At 63.0% G+C, this 19733-nt stretch carries 16 protein-coding genes; 5 read left to right on the top strand and 11 right to left on the bottom strand.

Annotated elements, in window-relative coordinates; all coding sequences use genetic code 11:
• Nucleotides 1-26: 26 nt before the first annotated feature.
• The 5 genes from PotMrB4_RS06895 to PotMrB4_RS06875 form a co-directional block, all read right to left on the bottom strand.
• Nucleotides 27-740 (bottom strand): TetR/AcrR family transcriptional regulator, encoded by a 714-nt coding sequence (locus PotMrB4_RS06895; RefSeq protein ID WP_160481738.1) that lies wholly within the window; start codon nt 738-740, stop codon nt 27-29.
• Nucleotides 741-1122: 382 nt separating this feature from the next.
• Nucleotides 1123-2628: a lysine--tRNA ligase gene (lysS, locus tag PotMrB4_RS06890; protein WP_172432862.1), complete on the bottom strand. Its 1506-nt coding sequence runs from the start codon at nt 2626-2628 to the stop codon at nt 1123-1125.
• Nucleotides 2629-2751: 123 nt separating this feature from the next.
• Nucleotides 2752-3847, bottom strand: a protein-coding gene (gene prfB, locus PotMrB4_RS06885; RefSeq protein ID WP_107330352.1) for a peptide chain release factor 2 whose coding sequence is annotated in 2 segments (ribosomal slippage) — nt 2752-3774 and nt 3776-3847 — 1095 coding nt in all. Because the reading frame shifts where the segments join, the coding sequence is not laid out codon by codon here.
• Nucleotides 3848-3936: 89 nt separating this feature from the next.
• Nucleotides 3937-5268, bottom strand: coding sequence for an exosortase Q (xrtQ, locus tag PotMrB4_RS28100; protein ID WP_197939509.1), 1332 nt, complete (start codon nt 5266-5268; stop codon nt 3937-3939).
• Entirely contained in the window at nt 5265-7274 is a 2010-nt protein-coding gene (locus PotMrB4_RS06875; RefSeq protein WP_172432861.1) for a VIT domain-containing protein, read from the bottom strand. The genes xrtQ and PotMrB4_RS06875 overlap by 4 nt, the downstream gene beginning before the upstream one ends.
• Before the next feature lie 167 nt (nt 7275-7441).
• Here PotMrB4_RS06875 and PotMrB4_RS06870 point away from each other — a divergent pair, with 167 nt between their 5' ends.
• Nucleotides 7442-9109: a diguanylate cyclase domain-containing protein gene (locus PotMrB4_RS06870; protein WP_172432860.1), complete on the top strand. Its 1668-nt coding sequence runs from the start codon at nt 7442-7444 to the stop codon at nt 9107-9109.
• Here the strand turns inward: PotMrB4_RS06870 and PotMrB4_RS06865 are convergent.
• Nucleotides 9102-9788 (bottom strand): tellurite resistance TerB family protein, encoded by a 687-nt coding sequence (locus PotMrB4_RS06865; protein WP_044413129.1) that lies wholly within the window; start codon nt 9786-9788, stop codon nt 9102-9104. The two genes, PotMrB4_RS06870 and PotMrB4_RS06865, sit on opposite strands and share 8 nt — an antisense overlap.
• Before the next feature lie 179 nt (nt 9789-9967).
• Between PotMrB4_RS06865 and PotMrB4_RS28355 the strand changes: the two genes are divergently transcribed.
• Nucleotides 9968-10093, top strand: coding sequence for a hypothetical protein (locus PotMrB4_RS28355; protein ID WP_269473704.1), 126 nt, complete (start codon nt 9968-9970; stop codon nt 10091-10093).
• Between the two features lies 1 nt (nt 10094).
• Here the strand turns inward: PotMrB4_RS28355 and pbpG are convergent, their stop codons facing one another.
• From pbpG to PotMrB4_RS06840, 5 genes are all read right to left on the bottom strand, one after another.
• The gene (gene pbpG / locus PotMrB4_RS06860; protein ID WP_172432859.1) at nt 10095-11027 is read right to left on the bottom strand and encodes a D-alanyl-D-alanine endopeptidase; all 933 of its coding nucleotides are present in this window, start codon (nt 11025-11027) and stop codon (nt 10095-10097) included.
• A 135-nt stretch (nt 11028-11162) separates the two neighbouring features.
• On the bottom strand, nt 11163-11498 hold the full coding sequence (locus tag PotMrB4_RS06855) for a hypothetical protein (RefSeq protein WP_044413125.1): 336 nt from the start codon (nt 11496-11498) through the stop codon (nt 11163-11165).
• A gap of 134 nt (nt 11499-11632) precedes the next feature.
• Nucleotides 11633-12055 carry a GNAT family N-acetyltransferase gene (locus PotMrB4_RS28095; RefSeq protein WP_083272564.1) on the bottom strand — a complete coding sequence of 141 codons (423 nt, stop codon included), beginning with the start codon at nt 12053-12055 and terminating at the stop codon, nt 11633-11635.
• A gap of 424 nt (nt 12056-12479) precedes the next feature.
• On the bottom strand, nt 12480-14228 hold the full coding sequence (locus tag PotMrB4_RS06845; RefSeq protein ID WP_172432857.1) for a UvrD-helicase domain-containing protein: 1749 nt from the start codon (nt 14226-14228) through the stop codon (nt 12480-12482).
• Nucleotides 14225-16120 (bottom strand): ATP-dependent nuclease, encoded by a 1896-nt coding sequence (locus tag PotMrB4_RS06840; RefSeq protein ID WP_172432856.1) that lies wholly within the window; start codon nt 16118-16120, stop codon nt 14225-14227. Before PotMrB4_RS06840 ends, PotMrB4_RS06845 begins: the two co-directional genes overlap by 4 nt.
• Nucleotides 16121-16413: 293 nt before the next feature.
• On the opposite strand from PotMrB4_RS06840, the gene PotMrB4_RS06835 reads away from it, so the two are divergent.
• The 3 genes from PotMrB4_RS06835 (at nt 16414) to PotMrB4_RS06825 (ending at nt 19581) form a co-directional block, all read left to right on the top strand.
• Entirely contained in the window at nt 16414-17706 is a 1293-nt protein-coding gene (locus PotMrB4_RS06835) for a DUF1173 family protein (RefSeq protein WP_172432855.1), read from the top strand.
• 184 nt (nt 17707-17890) lie between these two features.
• Nucleotides 17891-18691 (top strand): hypothetical protein, encoded by an 801-nt coding sequence (locus PotMrB4_RS06830; RefSeq protein WP_172432854.1) that lies wholly within the window; start codon nt 17891-17893, stop codon nt 18689-18691.
• 161 nt (nt 18692-18852) lie between these two features.
• The gene (locus tag PotMrB4_RS06825; RefSeq protein WP_232060803.1) at nt 18853-19581 is read left to right on the top strand and encodes a hypothetical protein; all 729 of its coding nucleotides are present in this window, start codon (nt 18853-18855) and stop codon (nt 19579-19581) included.
• Nucleotides 19582-19733: the final 152 nt, after the last annotated feature.

Below are 19733 nucleotides of genomic sequence, written 5' to 3'. Positions count from 1 at the left end.
CTGGAGCGGGGTTCGGCGCCACTGCGCTAGAGGTCCATCACCAGATGGAAGTAACGCCTCAGCACGGCTCGCATTTCGTTGATGTCGAGGTTATCCACACCGCCGACAAGGCCCTGATATTCCATCTGCAGAATGATGGCCGTCAACACCTTGGCGTCCTCGGCGGGCTCCTCGGTGCCCAGGACCTGGAAAAAGTGCTCCGCCCCCTGGGAGAGGATGCCCCGATGGGCCTCGGCGAGCCCCCGCAACCCCTCGTTGATCAGCGCCTCCTGGCGGAACGCCTGTTCGGCGAGCAGCTGGGTGCGGTTCTCCAGCACCTGGCGGCGCACGTACTCGATGGCCAGCTCGACGATGCGGTCGGTCATCTCCCGGCGGGGCTCACCGCCCTGCTCCATGGCCGCGGCCATGTCCTGCAGGTCTCCTTCGACGCTGCTCCAGAACGCGGCCATGGCCTCGGCACTGCGCTCGACGAACTGGGCGAAGGTGTCGGTGATGAGGTCGTTGATGTCCTTGAAGTAATAGGTGGTGGCCGACAGCGGCACATCCGCCTCGGCGGCCACGGCCCGGTGGCGCACGGCCCGCACGCCATCGCGGACGATGATGCGCATGGCGGCATCGAGGATGGCCTGGCGGCGCTGCTCGCTGCCGTGGCGGCTGGCCTTGCGGCCCTGGTACTGGACACTTTCGGCGAGGGCGCTGGCCGCCTGGGCGGCACTGTCACGACGGGACGGCTGGGGCAAGATGCGGGAACCTTCGGCTACGGGACGTGGATGTCAGACAGTTTCGACCAATCAGCGGTCGATTCAACTGCCACAAGGTAAGAACTTGCGTACTCGACGTGATGAGACCCGGCCGGGGCACACCGCCCGTCGTGCCGTGTGGACGACTTCCCGCTCTGACACCTTTCGGCGCGAAAAACCGACCTGGACATTGATCGGTCGGCACCCGGAATGCGGCGTTCAGGAGCAACCCCGCCGCTCACAGAAAGCCAAGCCTCAACAAGGTGTCAGGCTGTGTATCGAGTTCTGCGGTTGTTTTCTGTTTCGCCTTCCCAGGCGAGTCGTGGCAGAAGGCAGGCAACAGCCACAAAAAAGCCGCCCGAAGGCGGCTTTCTCATCCCACTCAGGCCTGGGGCCGCATGTGGGGGAACAGGATCACGTCGCGGATCGACGGGGAGTTGGTCAGCAGCATCACCAGGCGGTCGATGCCGATGCCTTCGCCGGCGGTGGGCGGCATGCCGTATTCCAGCGCGTTGACGAAGTCGGCGTCGTAGTGCATCGCCTCGTCGTCACCGGCGTCCTTCTCCTTCACCTGCAGCATGAAGCGCTCGGCCTGGTCTTCGGCGTCGTTCAGCTCGGAGTAGGCGTTGGCGATCTCGCGGCCACCGATGAACAGCTCGAAGCGGTCGGTGACGCTCGGGTCCTTGTCGTTGCGGCGGGCCAGCGGGGAGACCTCGAAGGGGTACTGGGTGATGAAGTGCGGCTGCTCCAGCTTGCTCTCCACCAGCTCCTCGAAAATCATCACCTGCAGCTTGCCCAGGCCTTCGTGGCCGAGGACCTTGGCGCCGGCCTTCTTGGCGATGGCGCGGGCCTTCTCGACGTTGTTGAGGTCGGCGGCGGTGATGTCCGGGTTGTACTTGAGGATGGCGTCGAACACCGACAGGCGGGCGAAGGGCTCGCCGAAGTGGAAGACCTTGTCGCCATAGGGCACGTCGGTGCTGCCGAGCACGGCCTGGGCCAGCTCGCGGAACAGCTCCTCGGTCAGGTCCATGTTGTCTTCGTAGTCGGCGTAGGCCTGGTAGAACTCGAGCATGGTGAACTCGGGGTTGTGCCGGGTCGAGACGCCTTCGTTACGGAAGTTGCGGTTGATCTCGAAGACCTTCTCGAAGCCACCGACCACCAGGCGCTTGAGGTACAGCTCCGGGGCGATACGCAGGAACATCGGCATGTCCAGGGCGTTGTGGTGGGTCGCGAAGGGCTTGGCCGCCGCGCCGCCGGGGATGGTCTGCAGCATCGGGGTTTCCACTTCGAGGAAACCGCGCTCGCTGAGGAAGCGGCGGATGTGGGCGATGACCTGGGAGCGCACGCGGAAGGTGTGGCGGGTTTCCTCGTTGACGATCAGGTCGACGTAGCGCTGGCGGTAGCGCTGCTCGGTGTCGGTCAGGCCGTGGTGCTTGTCCGGCAGCGGGCGCAGGGACTTGGTCAGCAGGCGCACGCTGGTCATGTCGACGTACAGGTCACCCTTGCCGGAACGGGCCAGGGTGCCTTCGGCGCCGATGATGTCGCCCAGGTCCCAGGTCTTGATCTCGGCCAGGGTCTCTTCCGGCAGGGTCTTGCGGTTCACGTAGACCTGCAGGCGAGCGCTGCTGTCCTGCAGGACGATGAAGGAGCCGCGGTTGAGCATGATGCGACCGGCGACCTTGACCGGGATGGCTGCAGCTTCCAGCTCTTCCTTGGTCTTGTCCGCGTACTGTTTCTGCAGGTCCGCGAAGTAGGCGTCGCGGCGGAAGTCGTTCGGGAAGGCGATGGCCTTGGCTTCGCGCACGGCAGCAAGCTTTTCCTTGCGCTGGGCGATCAGCTTGTTCTCTTCCTGTTGCAGTTCGTGCTGGTCGGGTTGTTGGTCGCTCATGGTCTTCGGTGGTTCCTGATTAGGCGCTCTTGCCTGTGGAAACGGATTGCATAACAGCGGCAGCAAAGCCTGGCGGGCGCAGGCCAGCCGCTGCCTGAGGCGGGCTGGCCGGGCGCGGCGGCGTTACAGCCCTTGCTTGAGGCTGGCCTCGAGGTACTCGTTCAGATCCCCATCCAGCACCTTGTCGCAGTCGCTGCGCTCGACGCCGGTGCGCAGGTCCTTGATCCGCGACTGGTCGAGGACGTAGGAGCGGATCTGGTGCCCCCAGCCGATGTCGGACTTGGTGTCCTCCAGGGCCTGGGAGGCGGCGTTGCGCTTCTGCATCTCCAGCTCGTACAACTTGGCCCGCAGCATCTTCATGGCGGTGTCCTTGTTGGCATGCTGGGAGCGTTCGTTCTGGCACGCCACCACGGTGTTGGTGGGCACGTGGGTGATCCGCACCGCGGAGTCGGTGGTGTTCACGTGCTGGCCACCGGCACCGGAGGAGCGGTAGGTGTCGATGCGCAGGTCGGACGGGTTGATCTCGATCTCGATGTTGTCGTCGATCTCCGGGGAGACGAACACCGCGGTGAACGAGGTGTGACGACGGTTGCCGGAGTCGAACGGGCTCTTGCGCACCAGGCGGTGCACGCCGATCTCGGTGCGCAGCCAACCGAAGGCGTATTCGCCCTTGATGTGCACGGTGGCGCCCTTGATGCCGGCGACTTCGCCTTCGGACAGTTCGACGATCTCGGCGGCGAAGCCGTTCTTGTCGGCCCAGCGCAGGTACATGCGCAGCAGCATGTTGGCCCAGTCCTGGGCCTCGGTGCCGCCGGAACCGGCCTGGATGTCCAGGTAGGCGTTGTTGGGGTCCATCTCGCCGCTGAACATGCGGCGGAACTCCAGCTTCTCGAGGATCTCGCGCAGGCGCTCGACTTCGGTGGCGACGTCGTTCACGGCGCCTTCGTCGTTCTCCTCGACCGCCATGTCCAGCAGGTCGCTGGAGTCGGCCAGGCCGCTGGTGAGTTCGTCGAGGGTCTCGACCACCTGCGCCAGCATGGAGCGTTCGCGGCCCAGGTTCTGGGCGTATTCGGGGTTGTTCCAGACGTTGGGGTCTTCGAGTTCGCGGTTTACTTCGACGAGACGATCATGCTTCTGATCGTAGTCAAAGATACCCCCGAATGGCCTGGGTACGTTCGGAGAGGTCCTTGATGCTGTTCAGGATCGGGTTGATTTCCATGGCGGGAAGCTCTCACTGGCAAAACTTTCGGAAAAGCCGGCGAGTATACCCGAGTCGATTCGCCTCGGGCAGCCTGTGCCGATGACCGTTTACAGGCCTGCCACCTCGGCCACGGTGACCGCCCGCCAGGGCCCCGGGGAGGTGCCGGCCAGGGCCGACCAGTACCAGGCGGAGGTGTCGCTGAAGCTCCGCCCGGCGGCGTCCTCGATGTATTCGCACACCCGCAGCCGGCCGGAGGCGGCGCTGGCCAGGAAGCAGCGCTGCAGGCCCTCGCCGCTGGCCCGGCGGTGCAAGGCGATGGCGCTGATGCGAAAGCCCAGGGCGCGGTAGCAGTCCGCCGCCGGGTGCAGCTTGCGGGTCGGCACCTGCACCTGGCGCAGCACCAGGGTGCGTGGGCCGGCGGCGAAGCGCGCCAGGCGACCGGGGAAATCCTCCGCGAAGCGCCGCTCCACCGCCGTCAGCGCCAGCGGGCGCAATGCCTGCCCCTCGAAGGTGCTCGGCCACTCGACGAAACCGGCCGGGCGCGCACCCTCCCCGCCCGCGCCCGGCACCAGGCTGTACGCCGCCAGGCCGACGAAGAGCGCGCCCCAGGGCCACGGGCGCCCCGCGCCGGATAGGCCATCCGCCCGGCTCGCCGGCTGGGCCGGCAACCCCACCACCAGGCGCAGCACCAGCCCGCAGAGCGCAGCGAACACCGCCAGCCCGATGCCCTCGTGGAGCCAGGCCGGCCCCTGCCAATGCCCGGCTTCCTGCAGCACCAGCAGCGTATTGCGCAGCGCATTGGCCCCGAGGATCAGCAGGCTGAGCCAGGGCAGCCGGCGCAGCAGCCGAGCATCCGCCACCCGCAGCCAGGCGGCGGCGGTGAAGGCCACGAAGTAGGCGGCCCAGGCCATCTGCACGCCGGAACAGGGCGCGTCGACCATCACCAGCTGGCCGCCCACTTCCAGCGCACTGCCCTGGCGCGTGACGGCGAAGCCCAACCCGCGCAGGGCCCAGAGGCTGGCCTCGGCGGTGATCACCCGCAGCGGGTAGCCGATGAAGAACTGCAGCGACGCCAGGATCGGCAGCGCCAGCACCCCCAGCCCCAGCCAGGCCAGCAGCGGCTGGCCTGGCCGACGCTGGGCGAAGGCCATCACCAGCACCGCCAGCACCGCCAGCAACCCGCGCCCCAGGACCGGCACGCCCGGCACCAGCAGCGCGGCTGCCGTCAGCCCCAGGGAGGCGAGCAGCCCGGGCAGGCGCGGCGCCGCCAGCAGCGCGTGACGGTCACGCCACAGGCAGGCCAACAGCACCACCAGCGCCACCGCGCCCCAGGGGTCGTCCGAGCCATCACCCATGCGGGCAACGGCCCAGCGCCACACCGGCCACAGCGCCAGGGCCGGCAGCGCCAGCCAGGCCCAGACGGGCAGCGCGCGGGTCACGCCTGGCCCCGCTGACGGCGCAATGCCCATCCCAGGCCCAGCAGGCCCACCAGCAGCAGCGCCCAGGTCGCCGGCTCCGGCGTGCCCGGCACCATCGGCCCGCTGACGTTGCCGCCCACGGCCTGGGCGCTGCCGCCCTGGGGCAGGGGCAGCGGCTGGTCGACTTCCGCCGCGTCCTGCGGCGCCGGGTTGCGCACCTGCTCATCCACCGCGACGAAGGAGGTGTAGGGCGTCAGCAGGCTGTACTTGAGGCCGAGGTCGAGGATCTGCTGGCTGTAGTTGTAGGCGTAGCCACCTTCGATGGCCTCCTGGTCCATCAGCGAGGCGATGCGCTGGCGGGCCCAGAGGTGCGCCAGGGCGCTGCCCTCCACGGCCTGCCCGGCCAGCAGCGGCGCCTCGGCATGCCAGGTGCCCCGGCTGGTCAGGCCCTGGGCGCGGAGGAAGCCCCGGCGCTCGCCGCGCCACTTGCCGAACACCACCAGCGGCCGCTCGGCGAACAGGTCGGGCAGCTCCAGGGGCTCCACGTCATAGGTGTCCAGCCCGTCGAAGGTCAGTTTCGGGCGCACCAGCACCGGCGACTCGATCATCCGCTGCAGGCGCTCGGCCTGGGCATCGGCCTGCGCGGCGTCCAGCACCACGAAGGGCTCGCCCTGGCCGGCGCGGGCCAGGCCCTCGATCAGCTCGCGGTTCACCGAGCTGCCGATGCCGAAGGCGAACAGGTTGGCCTTGCCCAGGTTGCCGCGCACCAGCGCGTAGGCCTCGCTTTCCACGTCCACGAAACCGTCGGTGACCACGATGAAGGAGCGCGAGCGCCCCGCCTCCGCCGGCATCGCCAGGGCCTGACGCAGGGCCGGCAGCAACTCGGTGCCGCCGCTGCCCATCTCGGTGTCCAGCAGCCCCAGGGCCTGCTGGATGTGCTCGGCATCGGCGGGGATGGACTGCGGCGCCAGCAGGCTGGCACTGCCGGAGAACAGCAGCACGTTGAAGCGGTCCTGCGGGCGCAGGCCGCCGATCAACCGACGCAGCAGGTGCTTGGCGGTGTCCAGGGGGAAGCCGTGCATGGAGCCGGAAATGTCCACCACGAACACGTATTCACGGGGCACCACCGCCTCGCTGGGCACGCGCCGGGGCGGCGCCACCATGGCCAGGAAGAAGTTCTCCTCGGCCCCCTCGCTGAGCAGCACCCCGCTCTGGAAGCCCTCGCCACCCAGGCGGTAATCCAGCACGAAGTCGCGGTTGGCCGCCGCGCCGCCGGCCGGGTCCAGGCTCACCCGCACATGCCGGGCATCCTGCCCCTGGCGCAGGATGCGGTGGCTGGGCGAGGCCAGCTCGGCGATGTCCGCCGGGGCCTGCAGGTCCACGTCCAGGCTGAACCCGGCGGTTCCCGGCTCGCCTTCCGGCAGGTGCGCGGTGGCCGTCCAGGGTTCGACGGCGCCCCCCGGCCGGCCGGTGTAGCGCGGGCCGACCACGGTGGGGAAGACGAAGGAATAGAGCCCATCGCGGGGGACCAGCAGCTCGGTGTAGCGCAGCTCCACATCCACCGCATCGCCGGGGAGGATGTTGGCGACATTCATCTCGAACACGTTGCTGCGCTGCTGCTCCAGCAAGGCCGCGGTCTGCCCAGCCACCTTGGCCGCCTCGTAGTCCTCGCGGGCCTTGCCCTTCTCCTCGATGCGCGCCTCGATCACCCGCTGGCCGATGCGCACGGTCATGCCGTGCACCGCCGCCCGGGTCGAGCCGGGGAACACGTAGCGCGCCTCCAGCGCCCGGCTGCCTTCGTTGCGGTAGTGCTGGGTGACGCTGACGTCGGCGATCACCCCAAGCACCCGCGCCTTCACCTCAGTGGCCTTGAGGGGCAGGCCGTCGACACCGGGCTCGGCGTTCTCCACCACGAAGTAGGGCCCTTCCGGGGCGGGCTGCGGCGCGTCGGCCAGGACGGTCATCGGCACCAGCAACAACAACAGGCTCCACCAGCGGCGGCGCGGGAGGGAAACAGGGCGGGACATGGGACATGGCTCCTTGCGTGTATCGGAAGCCCAGCCTCGCCCGCGCCCGTGGAGGCTTCGTGCAGGGTGTGTGGTGTTTCTGTGGTTTTATGCGGCCGAGCCGAAACGGAGCGGACTATGCTTTACCGGCCGGCTCGCCAGCAGTCCTCGCTCGGAGACCCTCCCCCATGCGTCGCCCCCACAGCCTGCGTAGCCGCATCGCCCTGTCCGTCGCCCTGCTGGTGTGTGCCCTGAGCTGGCTGCTCGGCACGCTGATCGGCCAGCGCTCCGGCGAGCGCATGGGCGAGGAATTCGGCCAGGGACTGGCGGAGCTGTCGTTCCAGATGGTCGACCGGCTGGACCGCGACATGGACAACCGCGCCCGCCTGCTGCAGGTCATCAGCGAGTTGCAGGCCTTGCGCCAGCCGGACGACATCCGCCAGGTCCGCGCCCTGCTGGACAGCCTGCAGCACGAGCTGCCGGACATCGCCTGGATCGGCTTCACTGACCCAGACGGCCTGGTCCTGGCCTCCAGCAACGGCGTGCTGGAAGGGGTGAACATCGCCCAGCGGCCGGTCTACCAGCGAGGCATCCAGGGCCGCTTCATCGGTGACGTGCACGAGGCCGTGCTGCTGGCCAAGCTGCTGCCCAACCCCACCGGGGAGGCGATGAAGTTCGTCGACATCGCCCTGCCGGTGAAGGGATCGGACGGGCGCACCGTTGGCGTGCTCGCCTCGCACCTCTCCTGGTCCTGGGCCGATGAGGTGCGCCGCGCGCTGATCGAGCCCATGCAGACGCACCGCCGGGTGGAGTTCTTCATCCTCAGCAGCGACCGCAGCGTGCTGCTGGGCCCGGCGAGCAGCATCGGTCAGAAGCTGGAGCTGCCGGCCCTGGCCAGCATCGACGCGCGCAAGAGCTTCTGGAGCGTGCAGCGCTGGCCGGACGGCCGCCGCTACCTCACCGGCTTCGCCCCCAGCCACGGCTACCGCGACTACCCCGGCCTCGGCTGGATCGTGGTCACCCGCCAGGCAGAAGAAGAAGCCTTCGCCCCCGCCCACGCCCTGCAGCGGGAGATCTACCTCTGGGGCGGCGCGCTGGCGATCTTCTTCGCCGTTCTCGGCTGGGTGCTGGCGGCCCGGGTGACGCGCCCGCTGCAGCGCATCGCCGACGCAGCGGACCGCCTCAGCGCCGGGGAGATCGCCGTCATCCCCTCCGGCACCGGCACCCGGGAGATCCGCACGCTGAGCAAATCCATCGCCCACCTGGTGGAGAGCCTCACCCAGCAGCAGCTCACCCTCGGCCTGCTGGAGAACAAGGCCCATCACGACCCGCTCACCGGCCTGCCGAACCGCGCCGCGCTGGAGAAGCACCTGCCCCGGCTGCAGCAGCGCTGCCACGTAGCGGGCGGCGCACTGGGGCTGCTCTACCTGGACCTGGATGGGTTCAAACCGATCAACGACACCCACGGCCACGCCGTCGGCGACCTGGTGCTGCGCGAGGCCGCCCAGCGGATGCGCGGCTGCCTGCGGGACGGGGACCTGGTGGCGCGCCTGGGCGGGGATGAGTTCCTGATGGTGCTGCAGCTGCAGCAGGACGACGGCCTGAGCCACATCAGCCGGGTCGCCCAGCGGGCGCTGCAGGTGCTGGGAGAGCCGATGCTGCTGGAGGGGCGCACCCTGGGCATCGGCTGCAGCATCGGCGGGGCCCTGTGGCCCCGGGACGGGGAACGCCTGGAAGAGGTGATGGAACGCGCCGACCAGGCGCTCTACCGAGCCAAGCGGGAAGGCCGCAACCGGGCCTTCCTGCATGACGAAGACGAAGCGGTGCACATCGCCGCAGGCCCCGCCGTCAACTGACCTGGGCGTCCCGCACCTGGGCTTCCAGCTCCGCCTTGAGCCCCGGCTCCAGGCGCATCTGCCGCGCCAGCTCGTCCAGGTAGGCGCGCTCCATGAAGTGCTCCTCGTCCACCATCAGCACGCTGGCCAGGTACATCTCGGCCGCCATCTCCGGGGTGGTGGCCGCGCGGGCCACTTCGGACGGGTCCAGCGGCTTGTTCAGCTCCGTTTCCAGCCAGCCACGCAGGCTGGGGTCGTCGGTCAGGCGGGCCAGTTCGCTCTCGATCAGTTGCCGCTCGCGGGCATCCACATGGCCATCGGCCTTGGCCGCCGCCACCAGGGCCTTGAGGATGGCCTGGCTGTGCTGCTCGGCCTGGGGCGCCGGCAGGCGGTCGAGGGTGCGGGGCTCGCCCTGGGGCGCGGTGGGCTGGTTGGCCTGCCAGTTGCTGTAGGCCTTGTAGGCCAGCACACCCAGGGCGGCGAGCCCGCCGTAGGTCAGCGCCTTGCCACCGAGCTTGCGCGCGCTCTTGTTGCCCAGCAGCAGGCCCAGCGCGCCGGCAGCCAGGGCACCACCGCCCGCGCCACCGAGCAGGCTGCCGAGCTGGCCGCCGCCGATGCCGGACGGTTTGCCGCCGGCCTTCTTCTGCAGCAGGTCCTGGCCGGACTTGAGCAATTGATCGAGCAATCCACGGGTGTTCATGGGGGGCCTCCAAGGTCGCAATGGACGATGGGGCGCACTCTACCGCCAGTTCTCCGCGGGCCGCGCAGGCGGAGTGCTTCGAGATATTGCGTCCCGAAACCGCTATCACCGGTCCCGTGCCGCGTAGCCCTGCCGACGCCTACCGGCTAGGCTGTAGGCCGTTTCGTCAGGAGGCCGTCATGGAAGGGTTGTCGCTGGGCGGGTGGGGATGGGTGCTGCTGGCCGTGAGCCTGCACCTGGGTGTGCGGCTGTACATTCGCTACGGCCTGAAGGAAGACCGTAGCGAAGAGGACTGGCGCGCCTGACTCAGTTGGGCGAGGCGACCATCTGCTGGCGACGGGCCGCGTCCTTCTGCTGGCGATAGGCCTTCGCCGCCTCGGGGATCGGGCCGCCCTTGCCGGTCTCGACCCAGCGGCGCATGCGCGTGGCGTCGGCGAAGTGGGTGTACTTGCCGAAGGCGTCCAGCAGCACCATGGCGACCCGCTGGTTGCCCATGCGGGTGCGCATCACCAGGCAGTGGCCGGCCTCGTCGGTGAAGCCGGTCTTGGTCAGCTCGATGTCCCAGTCGCTCTTGCGGGTCAGGTGGTTGGTGTTGCTGAAGCCCAGGCTGTAGCGCGGCTTGACGAAGGTGATGGTCTTTTCCTTGGTGGTGCTCATCTGGCTCAGCAGCGGGTACTTGCGGCTTTCCAGCAGCAGCTGGACCAGGTCGCGGGCGGTGGAGACGTTGTTCAGCGACAGCCCGGTGGGCTCCACATAGCGGGTGTGCTTCATGCCCAGCGCGCGGGCCTTGGCGTTCATCGCCGCGATGAAGGCGCCGTAGCCGCCCGGGTAGTGGTGGGCGAGGCTCGCCGCCGCACGGTTCTCGGAAGACATCAGCGCCATCAGCAGCACGTCACGACGGCTCACCAGGCTGCCCACGCGTACCCGCGAATAGACACCCTTCATTTCCTTGGTCTGGCTGATGTCGATGCTGATGATCTCGTCCAGCGGCTGCTTGGCTTCGAGCACCACCAGGGCGGTCATCAGCTTGGTCACCGAGGCGATGGGCACCACCAGGTCGGGGTTGTTGGCGTAGATCAGCTTGCCGGTGGCGAGGTCCACCAGCATGGCGCTGCCGGAGGCGAGCTGCAGCTGGGCGGGGTCACGGGCCGGGGTGGCCGCCTGGGCTTCGAGGGGGGCGGCGACGGCCAGGCTGGTGCAGAAGAACAGGGCCTTGAGCAGAGCGGTTCGGATTTTCACGGGAGGCTACCGGATGAAGAGTGGGATGAAGATCGCCTGTGCGAACTGGCGCACATTATAGATCCCCGAAGGCCAATTCCTTCAGTCACTTTCATCGTTTTCTGAAAGAAAACTCTCAGCTCGCAAACGCCCCCGTCAGCGCTGCTGGTACTGGTAACTCCCCTGCCCCGGCGTCCGCTCGATGATCACCCCGTTGGGGTACTCCGTGCTCTGGCGAATTCCGCCCTGCTGCTGGATCACCTGGCTGCCGCTTCCGGTGCTGTAGCGCGTGGTGCCCTGGGGCACGGGCTGCCCGCCGTAGACGTTGTAGCGCTCGCTGCGCTCGTAGGTGTCCACACTACCGCTGGCGCCGGGGCTGACGTAGGTCTTGGGGATGACGCGGATGGTCTGCTGCCCGTTCGGCTCGGCGGCCAGCGCGGGGATCGCACCGCTCGCCACCAGGGCCAGCAGCGCACAACGGAAGAGCTTCATGGCCGTACTTCGCTGAGGGATGGATGCCGATGATACGTCCGTTGGGCAACCGCTCCAGAGCTTGGGTTCGGGGCTGGGATGGGTTTCGGATCAGTGGTGGGGAACGAGTAGTGGCCGGAGCGCTGCCACGTCGGTCAGCGCTTCAACTCCGGTCGCCGGTAGGCCATGCCCACCGAACGCGGCGCGGTCTGCACGAAGCCGAACTGCGCGTAGAGGTCCTGCGCCTGGCCATCGGCGATGAGGCTGACGTAGCCGCTCTCCGGCACATGGGTTTCGATGTACTTCAGGATCTCGCCCATGATGCGTTTGCCCAGCCCCTTGCCCTGGTGCGCCTTGAGCACGGCAATGTCGACGACCTGGAAAAAGCACCCGCCATCACCAATCACCCGCCCCATTCCTACGGGTTGCGATTGATGAAGAATCTGCACCGCGAAGAGCGTATTGGGCAGCCCGCGCACCGCTGCTTCATCGGTCTTGCCGCTGAGGCCGGAGCCCGTGCGCAAGGCCTGGTAGACCGGGACGGAAGGGGTTTCGAGCAGGCAGGAATAGGCAGTCAATGGCGTCACCGTGGTGGGGTGGGAAGGGGCAGAGGCGTGGGCTAGTAAGCCAGATGTTCGCTGGGTATGGACAGGAGCTTCTTGTCGATGGGAAGGCATCCCATCTGCTTCGGCAGGATCGCCAGTTCAACGAAACCTAGCTTCAACGTGCCGTACTGCTTGGGGATATGGCAGGCCACATCATCTCCATATAAAGGTGCTGCCACAGCTAGGGTCACATACCCGCTGGCCGCTATTAAGTAAGGAAATTAGCGACCAAAACATGTGGGGCAGCTCAAGTTTCATCGTAGGGTCGTGGCTAGCGTTCGTGCGATTAGTTGAAGCCACGTGCTCACATGGACGACTGATTTCGGCCAAAAGCAGTCATTTCGGATTGCTCAGCGATGCCCTAGCCGGTCTAAGAAGCGCCTGTGTGCGGTTTCGATCAATCAACGATCTCAAAACCCAATTCAGCTATCCGATCTCGCTCGTCTGGCTTCAATGCTTTAACCCCCCAAATGAGTAAGTGCCGAGGTCTCGAGCTGGCGACGTATGCAAATCGTGCAGCCTCCGAAAGCGGATCTTGCAGCCAGTCTTTCCAGTGTCCCTGGAAGCCGGTCCTAAGCGAAGAGAGAAGCACCGTAGCGTCATGGGATTCGCCTTTAACCTGATGAATGGTGGCGACCCGATAGTTGGAGAGGGGTTGCTGACCAAGTTGAAGCAGCTGTTCGGCGACCACTTCAGCTCCCTTACCAGCTGGAGCCGACAGGCTCATGTCTCTAAGCCCCTCTAGTAGCCGCACAATAGAGAGCGGCACGAATGGCTGGCCAGGGAGCGTCTGGATCACCCGCTTTGTTTGAGCAGCCCACTCTTTCCATGTGAGATCAAGATTCGAGGCACCGGAACCGCTCAGGAACTTGAGACATTGGAAGATGAACTGCCGCCATTCCAGTTTCGATTCGACCTGTATAGGGCATGAGAGGCTACCCGGCGACACCTCAAAACTCAGCTTGGAAGCTAACCATTCCGCAAATGATTTAAGCGCCTGCCGTACCTCCTCAAGGTTTCGGCTCTCGATCAAGACACATGAAAGTGCCAATTCTTCTATGGCCGAAAGCTCAGATGCTCCGCGGGTAAAGCGCTGGAGCGTTGTGTGTCCTCGAGCAACAACGACGACGTTTTGGTATGCATGTGTGAGCTCGGTAATCTTCGGAGTGAGCTCCGATGGGCATTCTTGGTACTGAATCAGTAGGGGCTTCAAGGGTTCGATGTCTGGATTCCCCGCGCTTCTTGATACGCGCAGCAGGTCACTGCAGAGATCTACGATGGCTTGACCGCTTCTCCAGTTAGCTGTCAGCGCGTACTCAGTAAATTTGAGTTCCTCAAGCAGTTTGCGCACCCTGGCAGGATCCGACTTTCGGAATCCATAGATGGATTGGTTCAGATCACCCACAAAGTGAAATTTCATGCCTCTTCGGGCCAACTGCCGGACAATCGATAACTGCTCGACAGACAAGTCTTGGCACTCGTCAACGATCACTACGGGGAATCTGCGAACCACCTTCGCAAAATAGTCCTCGAAAGCGACGTCTCTCAATGCCATGAGCGCAAGCATGTCTATGTCGCGGTAAGTGGCAAACCCCCCACGCCAAAACCGTCGTTTGGTCTCAGTTAGGTCATCAATGATTTCTGGGCTTTGCTCAACGGCATTCAACTTAGCGTCAGTCCGATCCCCCGTCGTGAATTCGAAGCGCCTAGTCACCATGTCATAGTCGTACTTACAGGCAGATATTTTCCTTTCACCGATCTTGGTACGGGTCAGGTAAATGTTAGAGGCCTTATCGAGTAGCCGTATCCTGTAATCGCCATCTCGACCCGGATACCCTGTCAGGTGGGTGGCGATATTCCCTACGACGTGGTTCAGCAGAAAGCTGTCAAAAGTTGAAACGCAGTGCGGATGAGGTAGCGCGTCGCCCAAGTGCTCATACAGTCGATCCTTCAGCTCATCGGTCGCGCTGTTGCAGAAGGTCAGGACCGCAATCCCCGATGGTGACCGCTGCCATTCCCGAGTGGCTTTCGCGATCATCGCGGCGACTACCTCGGTTTTCCCACTCCCGGGACAGGCTCGCAAGTAGACATGCTCATTCAGTGATGCCCCGATATAGGCCTGCTGCTCATGGGTGGGGAACGTCATTTGTTTAGCTCACAGGCCCACAGCACAGCATCACGAATGTAGTCTGGGACGAGGAATTCGCTCTCTTGGTTCGCCGCCAGTTCATCTGCCAGGATCTGTGCGTAGAGCCCCTTGCCCATGTCATCTGAGTCGATGCGCTCTAGGAGCTCCCACGCGTAATTAGCCCGTTCCTGATTCCCCATCTCTGCAAACTTGAGCTCCGATCTGGCATGAAGCCCCTTTTTCACTGGTCCCTGAGTAGGCCAGTTGCTGGATGCAGCCTCAAACATTCGGGCGAGATTGTTCCCCTCAAGCGCGAGGTCATACTCGAACGTCTTGTAGCTTCCGGCAAACAGCCTTCCATGCTCAGATTTTGCAATCAGTGGTACGAGCTTAAGGGCATGGTTTTCACCCGCCATGAAGCTATCGGCGTGCGGAAGATAGAGGACTGCAGTCTTCTTGCCCTCAGCATCCTCAACTGTCTCTACGGATTTCGGTGGATCGTTATCAGTTAGCCCTGCACATCGAACCGGAATATTTAGGCTTTCCTGCTCCCCATCGACATCGCAGAACAGCTGCATAAAGTGGTTAAAGTAAATGCCGTTCAGGTTGATCACCGAGACACCAAAGTCCTCTAGAGTGTTACGCCCCTCCCCATATTCCTTAAGGACGATTCGAGCAAGCTCAGGTACAACAATAGCTTCAGCGATTCCTTCGACGAGGATTACCCCCCTCGAGAAAAGCAGGTTGGACTTTGTTACGTCGAGCCAGCGGTCGATGAATTTCTTGCTTGCGTCTGAGAGGCCACAGCTCCGCAACGGTACCGCTACTGGTGCGTCCTTCCGTGATAAGTGAATGATGTTCTCCACCGATACGGCAGAGGATATGACGGTCGAGTGAGTGGTCACGATGACCTGAATCCCTTGCTTCTCTGCGACCGCTTTTAGATGTTTGAGCAGGCGAACCTGAAGCTGGGGATGTAAGTGTGCCTCCGGCTCTTCGATTAGCAACAGCCGCAAATAAGTCTCCTCACCGCGGTCCTCCTCCGCTTCAAGGATCAACTCGGCCAAGATTGACGCTATGTACAAGAGGTTGTTGTAACCCAGGCTATTTTCTTCAAGCGACCTGAATTGAGTCGCGACCGCCTCGCTCAGGTCGGGGTAATACAGGAGCCTCAGACCTTCGACGATTTTGGAAAAATTAACCTCTGAAAACTGAATGAGGGTGCCCTGAGACAAATTCATGCCCAGCGCTTTCTTGAGGTTGTCCCCGATTCGCTGATTGGCCTGCTTGATGGCGTATTCGTCGCTCTCAGAAAGCTCTTTATTGAAGGCGCCCACGCGCTGCTCCAGCGGATGGGCAGTGCCCTCCTTTCGACAGGCGTCCAGTTCCTTGCGACACAGAGCCTTCAGTAGGCGGGCAAGTCGCGATTGCCGTCCTTCACGAAGCTTTATCTCAGCATCACGTAGCGGTGGGAGGTAGATGCAGTGGATCAAGTCGAGTGTTTCTGGATCTACCGGTTTCACACGTTGATGACCGCCCCAGATCTGGTGCCGGTAACGTCCGCGGGATTCGCGATTTGTTGCGTTGAAGGTGAGTTTGGCTTCCGGATCCTTGCCGCACCAGTCGATGAAAGCGGTGCTTTCATCCTGGCTCAACTCGCTGAAGGTCGCTTCTATGCGAATGGCCTCAGCAGATAATGAGTCTGTTTCGAAGCCGCGATAAAAGTCTCGCTCGTGAATTGAGCGCTTGCCTGACTCTGAGTCATTGAACAGCTGACGGATTGCGCTGACGACCCCCGTCTTACCTGAACCGTTTTCTCCAACCAGAACGTTTAGTCCGTTGTGGAATTCGATAGAAAAACTAGCGTTGAAGCACTTGAAGCCCTCGATCTCTAACGCTCGCAGAAACATGAGAATCCCTTCATACAGAGCTAAGCGGAGGTAATGCTGACTTAGCTTCTACACAACCTCAATCATGAGCAATAGTGCGGAAGTGGCCACATCCTAGCGCTCCCGACGGTGGACAAGATACTGGCTGCATTGCCAGGCAGGAGCTTGGCCGCAGAGATCAGCTACGAAAGCGTGGTCAACAGGAGGTACAAATGGCTGGTATGAATAAGCGCCAGTTTTCTAGGTGCATCCAAGGCCTCGTGTTAGTGCCGGGGACTGAGGAAGGCTGAATCTGCCACATCCAGGGAGTGAGAATGGGGAAGACCTACGAAGTACGGGTGATCAGCACACAGAAGAAATACTCTAGGGAGTTCCAGATCGAGAAGGAGTTCGAGGTCGGTTGGAAATTGGTCCTACGACGAGCACACGGTACCCCAGTGATCTGCCTCTGCCCCGGCAATGGCAATCGATATCTCTCGGTTAAACATCGGGAGGGGAGCGACAACTATCATTTAGCCCGTTATGCCAATACAGGCCCAGAGCACGCGAACGACTGCCGCTTTCATGCCTATGCCCCAGAGCGATCTGGATTGCAGGGATACGCCGCGGGCGTTGTAGAAGAAGCTGATGACAACACACTACGGATCCGCCTGGCCCATGGCCTCCGAGTCAACGACGCGGCTCCCGTCGAGAATGATGCAGACGATGTGCCGCGTACTCCGGGAGTGAAAAAGCCGTCGATACGGCTGCTGGGGCTGCTTCAATTGCTGTGGTTAGAAGCCGGTCTGGCCAAATGGTACCCGCTCATGGAGGGCAAGCGTAAACCTGCGAATGTGGCGTACTGGGTCTCTGAGTCTGCAAAACGTATCCGGGCCAGTCGAATGACGGTGCACGACGTATTGCTGGTGTCTGCCAAGAAAAACTCAAACAGGGCGACGCGTAACGCCGAGGTTGTTGATCTGGCACGGAAGCATTCGCGCAGGCTCATTGCTGTGTCTCCGCTGGCCTCCTTCAATCCCGAGCGTCGCAGCCTCGTGCAACTGTCACTCTCCGGACCATTCGGCATGCCCTCAATGGACATTCGTGCTGAGGTCCGGCGCCGCGTCGAACGTAGCTTTGCCGCTGAATTGGCAGCATGGGAGGCAGGGAGCGAGGTTATCGCGATAGCACAGCTGAACCTGAAAAAGGGACGCTATGCCGATGTCCTGGATCTTGCACTAATGCGAGTAAGCGAGCGGATGATACCGCTCGACTCCGGCTACGAAGCAGCGATCGAGGCGAAGCTTCATGCGGAGGGCCGCGCTTTCTTCAAGCCCCCGCGTTTTGAAGCCGAGGACGAAATTTTTCCTGACTTCTGGCTATTGGACATGGGACGTGACACGCAGTACCCCCTGGAAGTATTCGGAATGAACACGCCGGCGTACCAGGTACGCCGGCAGAGAAAGATACGCTGGTACAACGTGCGGTTTGGCCCCACCGGATGGTGGTACTGGGATGCCTTTAACGATTCCCAAGGGAACGCGATCCCAGCTCTCCCTAAACGAGAGATCGACTACCGCGACAAGGAAAACGCAGAGGCAGCCGATGACGATGTGTCGGATCTTTAGTCGATGCCGAATAGGCGCCGGTCAATACCAGCTGGAGAGCGGCAAGCACCTGTGTCCAGGAGCACTTTATTCTGCGTTTTGACCGCGAGGTACCTGAAGGTCGCTTGACTTTCAATCCGTCAGGTACCGATGGAGCTTAATGGCTTCGGTAGCCTAAGCGCACGTCACAAGATGGAATTTTCAAATGAAAGTCACCGATGCGAATCTGTCAGCCAAGGTCTGCAATGGAGTCCTTCTCGCCAGGAAGCAGTGCAACTTGGAGCGAAGAATTCTACCCAGCCATAACATCGTCATTGAGCGTTTACTCCTCCGCGAACTGGAGCTGCGTGATGCATATTCCGACCTCTACAAGAAGCTGTATGCGCATCCGAATGCGTTAGATAGCTTTTTCGGAGCTCTCCTTGATTCAGTTGCATTCTGGGGGCCGGAACGGATCGCAAAAGCTCGGGCGGAGCGAGATGAGCTTGTCAGGATCAATCAGCAGATCGCTGAAATGGGTGAAGACCTAGCCATCTTACTAAGGCGCCGTGACAAGTCGCACAACATGTCAGGTTTTCGGAGCAACACCAGCTACCACATTGCTGATCTGATCAAGGAAGCTGGCCAGCATAACGGCCACTTCACGATGTATTTGGAGGATGAGCTGGAGACGCTGCAAGCACGTTACGACCTCAAGTACTGGCCGGCTTTGGATGCTTGTATTGATGCCATCGCAGATGACGCACGCGAAGCTGAGATTGAGGCCTCAGACCCGTTGACCGAGGCAGCGACCGATGCTGCGCGATCGTCACTCGCTGACTTCTTCAAGGCATGGTTCGTGGCAATTGAGGAGCATCGGTGTGCTGAGAACGGTTGGCTCCCTAATGACTTCCGCCCCTCGGACAACAGCCTCGCCTCGCTAGCAAACTGCGCGCTGGGCCTAGTAGACGATGATCTGCTTGATGGCTCGTATGTGAAGCGTTTGCGACAACGGCTCCGGGCCTGAGTGCCAACGCAATCGGCTTCACTCGCCGCGGTGGCCTACGAGATCCGCTTTTGGCCGGAGCGGCCTGTCATGCGGAGTATCTAACCTGCAGCCGCCTCATTCGCCTGCTGCGGCTTGGCTAACGATGAGGTATCGGGTATCTCTGCTTCATCCGTCCTCGAATGGAGCTCCAGATAAACAAGATCGACAACGAACTGATCGACCCAGTCATTGAACCAGGTGGCGAGAAAGCTCACCGCGTAGCCAGAATCATGATTGGCGCACTGCCCATCCTGGGCGGTGCTGGGGTCGAGATCTTCAACTCAGTCATCGACACGCCGATGAATGAGAGAAAGGTGCAGTGGATGAATCAGGTCGGCAACGCGCTGAACGATCTGATCGAGAAGGGGGTGCTGACCGAGCAAGGCTTGCAGCACAACCAAACCTTTATCACCACGGTGGCCCAAGCATCGATGTTGGCGATACGGAGTCATCAGCAAGAGAAGCTGCAGGCGCTCCGCAACACAGTGCTGAACGTCGCAGTAGGCCATGCCCCAGAAGAAGACCTAAGACAGCTGTTCCTCAATTTCATCGATGTTTGCACGGTGACCCACATTCGCCTGCTCAGCCTTATGAACGGCCCAGAAGAGTGGGGCCATAAGCATGGAGTGGAGTTCCCGAGTGGATGGAGCATGGGCGGCATCACGCAAGCCATTGAGCATGCGTTTCCAGATCTCCAAGGCAAAGAGCAGATCTACAAGGTCATCTGGGGTGACCTCTATCAGCGCGGCTTTATCAACACAGAATGCCTTGGCACGACCATGTCGCGCCAAGGCATTCTGGCCCGCAGAACCACCGAGTTAGGATCGCAGCTTATCGACTTCCTTAGCGAGCCTGTGGAGCTGAAGTGAACGTCTAGTGGGACGAATTCCGTTGGCCAACGCTAGCGCCTGCTTTTGTCCTCTCTCCGGAGGGCTGCTATTGGCCGTTTCCTGCCAGTCATAGGCAGCAGACTCATTAGTTAGCGCTAATTGCCCGCCCGCCTCACGATCCATCAGGCAAA

The organism is Metapseudomonas otitidis (assembly GCF_011397855.1).
Taxonomy (GTDB): Bacteria; Pseudomonadota; Gammaproteobacteria; order Pseudomonadales; family Pseudomonadaceae; genus Metapseudomonas; species Metapseudomonas otitidis.
This window is presented reverse-complemented; position numbering and strand designations above follow the sequence as displayed.

Coding starts and splice junctions, on each gene's coding strand:
- lysS (WP_172432862.1), bottom strand. CDS start 2,628: ATGAGCGACCAACAACCCGACCAGCACGAACTGCAACAGGAAGAGAAC.
- PotMrB4_RS06875 (WP_172432861.1), bottom strand. CDS start 7,274: ATGTCCCGCCCTGTTTCCCTCCCGCGCCGCCGCTGGTGGAGCCTGTTG.
- PotMrB4_RS06870 (WP_172432860.1), top strand. CDS start 7,442: ATGCGTCGCCCCCACAGCCTGCGTAGCCGCATCGCCCTGTCCGTCGCC.
- PotMrB4_RS06865 (WP_044413129.1), bottom strand. CDS start 9,788: ATGAACACCCGTGGATTGCTCGATCAATTGCTCAAGTCCGGCCAGGAC.
- PotMrB4_RS28355 (WP_269473704.1), top strand. CDS start 9,968: ATGGAAGGGTTGTCGCTGGGCGGGTGGGGATGGGTGCTGCTGGCCGTG.
- PotMrB4_RS06855 (WP_044413125.1), bottom strand. CDS start 11,498: ATGAAGCTCTTCCGTTGTGCGCTGCTGGCCCTGGTGGCGAGCGGTGCG.
- PotMrB4_RS06845 (WP_172432857.1), bottom strand. CDS start 14,228: ATGACGTTCCCCACCCATGAGCAGCAGGCCTATATCGGGGCATCACTG.
- PotMrB4_RS06840 (WP_172432856.1), bottom strand. CDS start 16,120: ATGTTTCTGCGAGCGTTAGAGATCGAGGGCTTCAAGTGCTTCAACGCT.
- PotMrB4_RS06835 (WP_172432855.1), top strand. CDS start 16,414: ATGGGGAAGACCTACGAAGTACGGGTGATCAGCACACAGAAGAAATAC.
- PotMrB4_RS06830 (WP_172432854.1), top strand. CDS start 17,891: ATGAAAGTCACCGATGCGAATCTGTCAGCCAAGGTCTGCAATGGAGTC.
- PotMrB4_RS06825 (WP_232060803.1), top strand. CDS start 18,853: ATGGAGCTCCAGATAAACAAGATCGACAACGAACTGATCGACCCAGTC.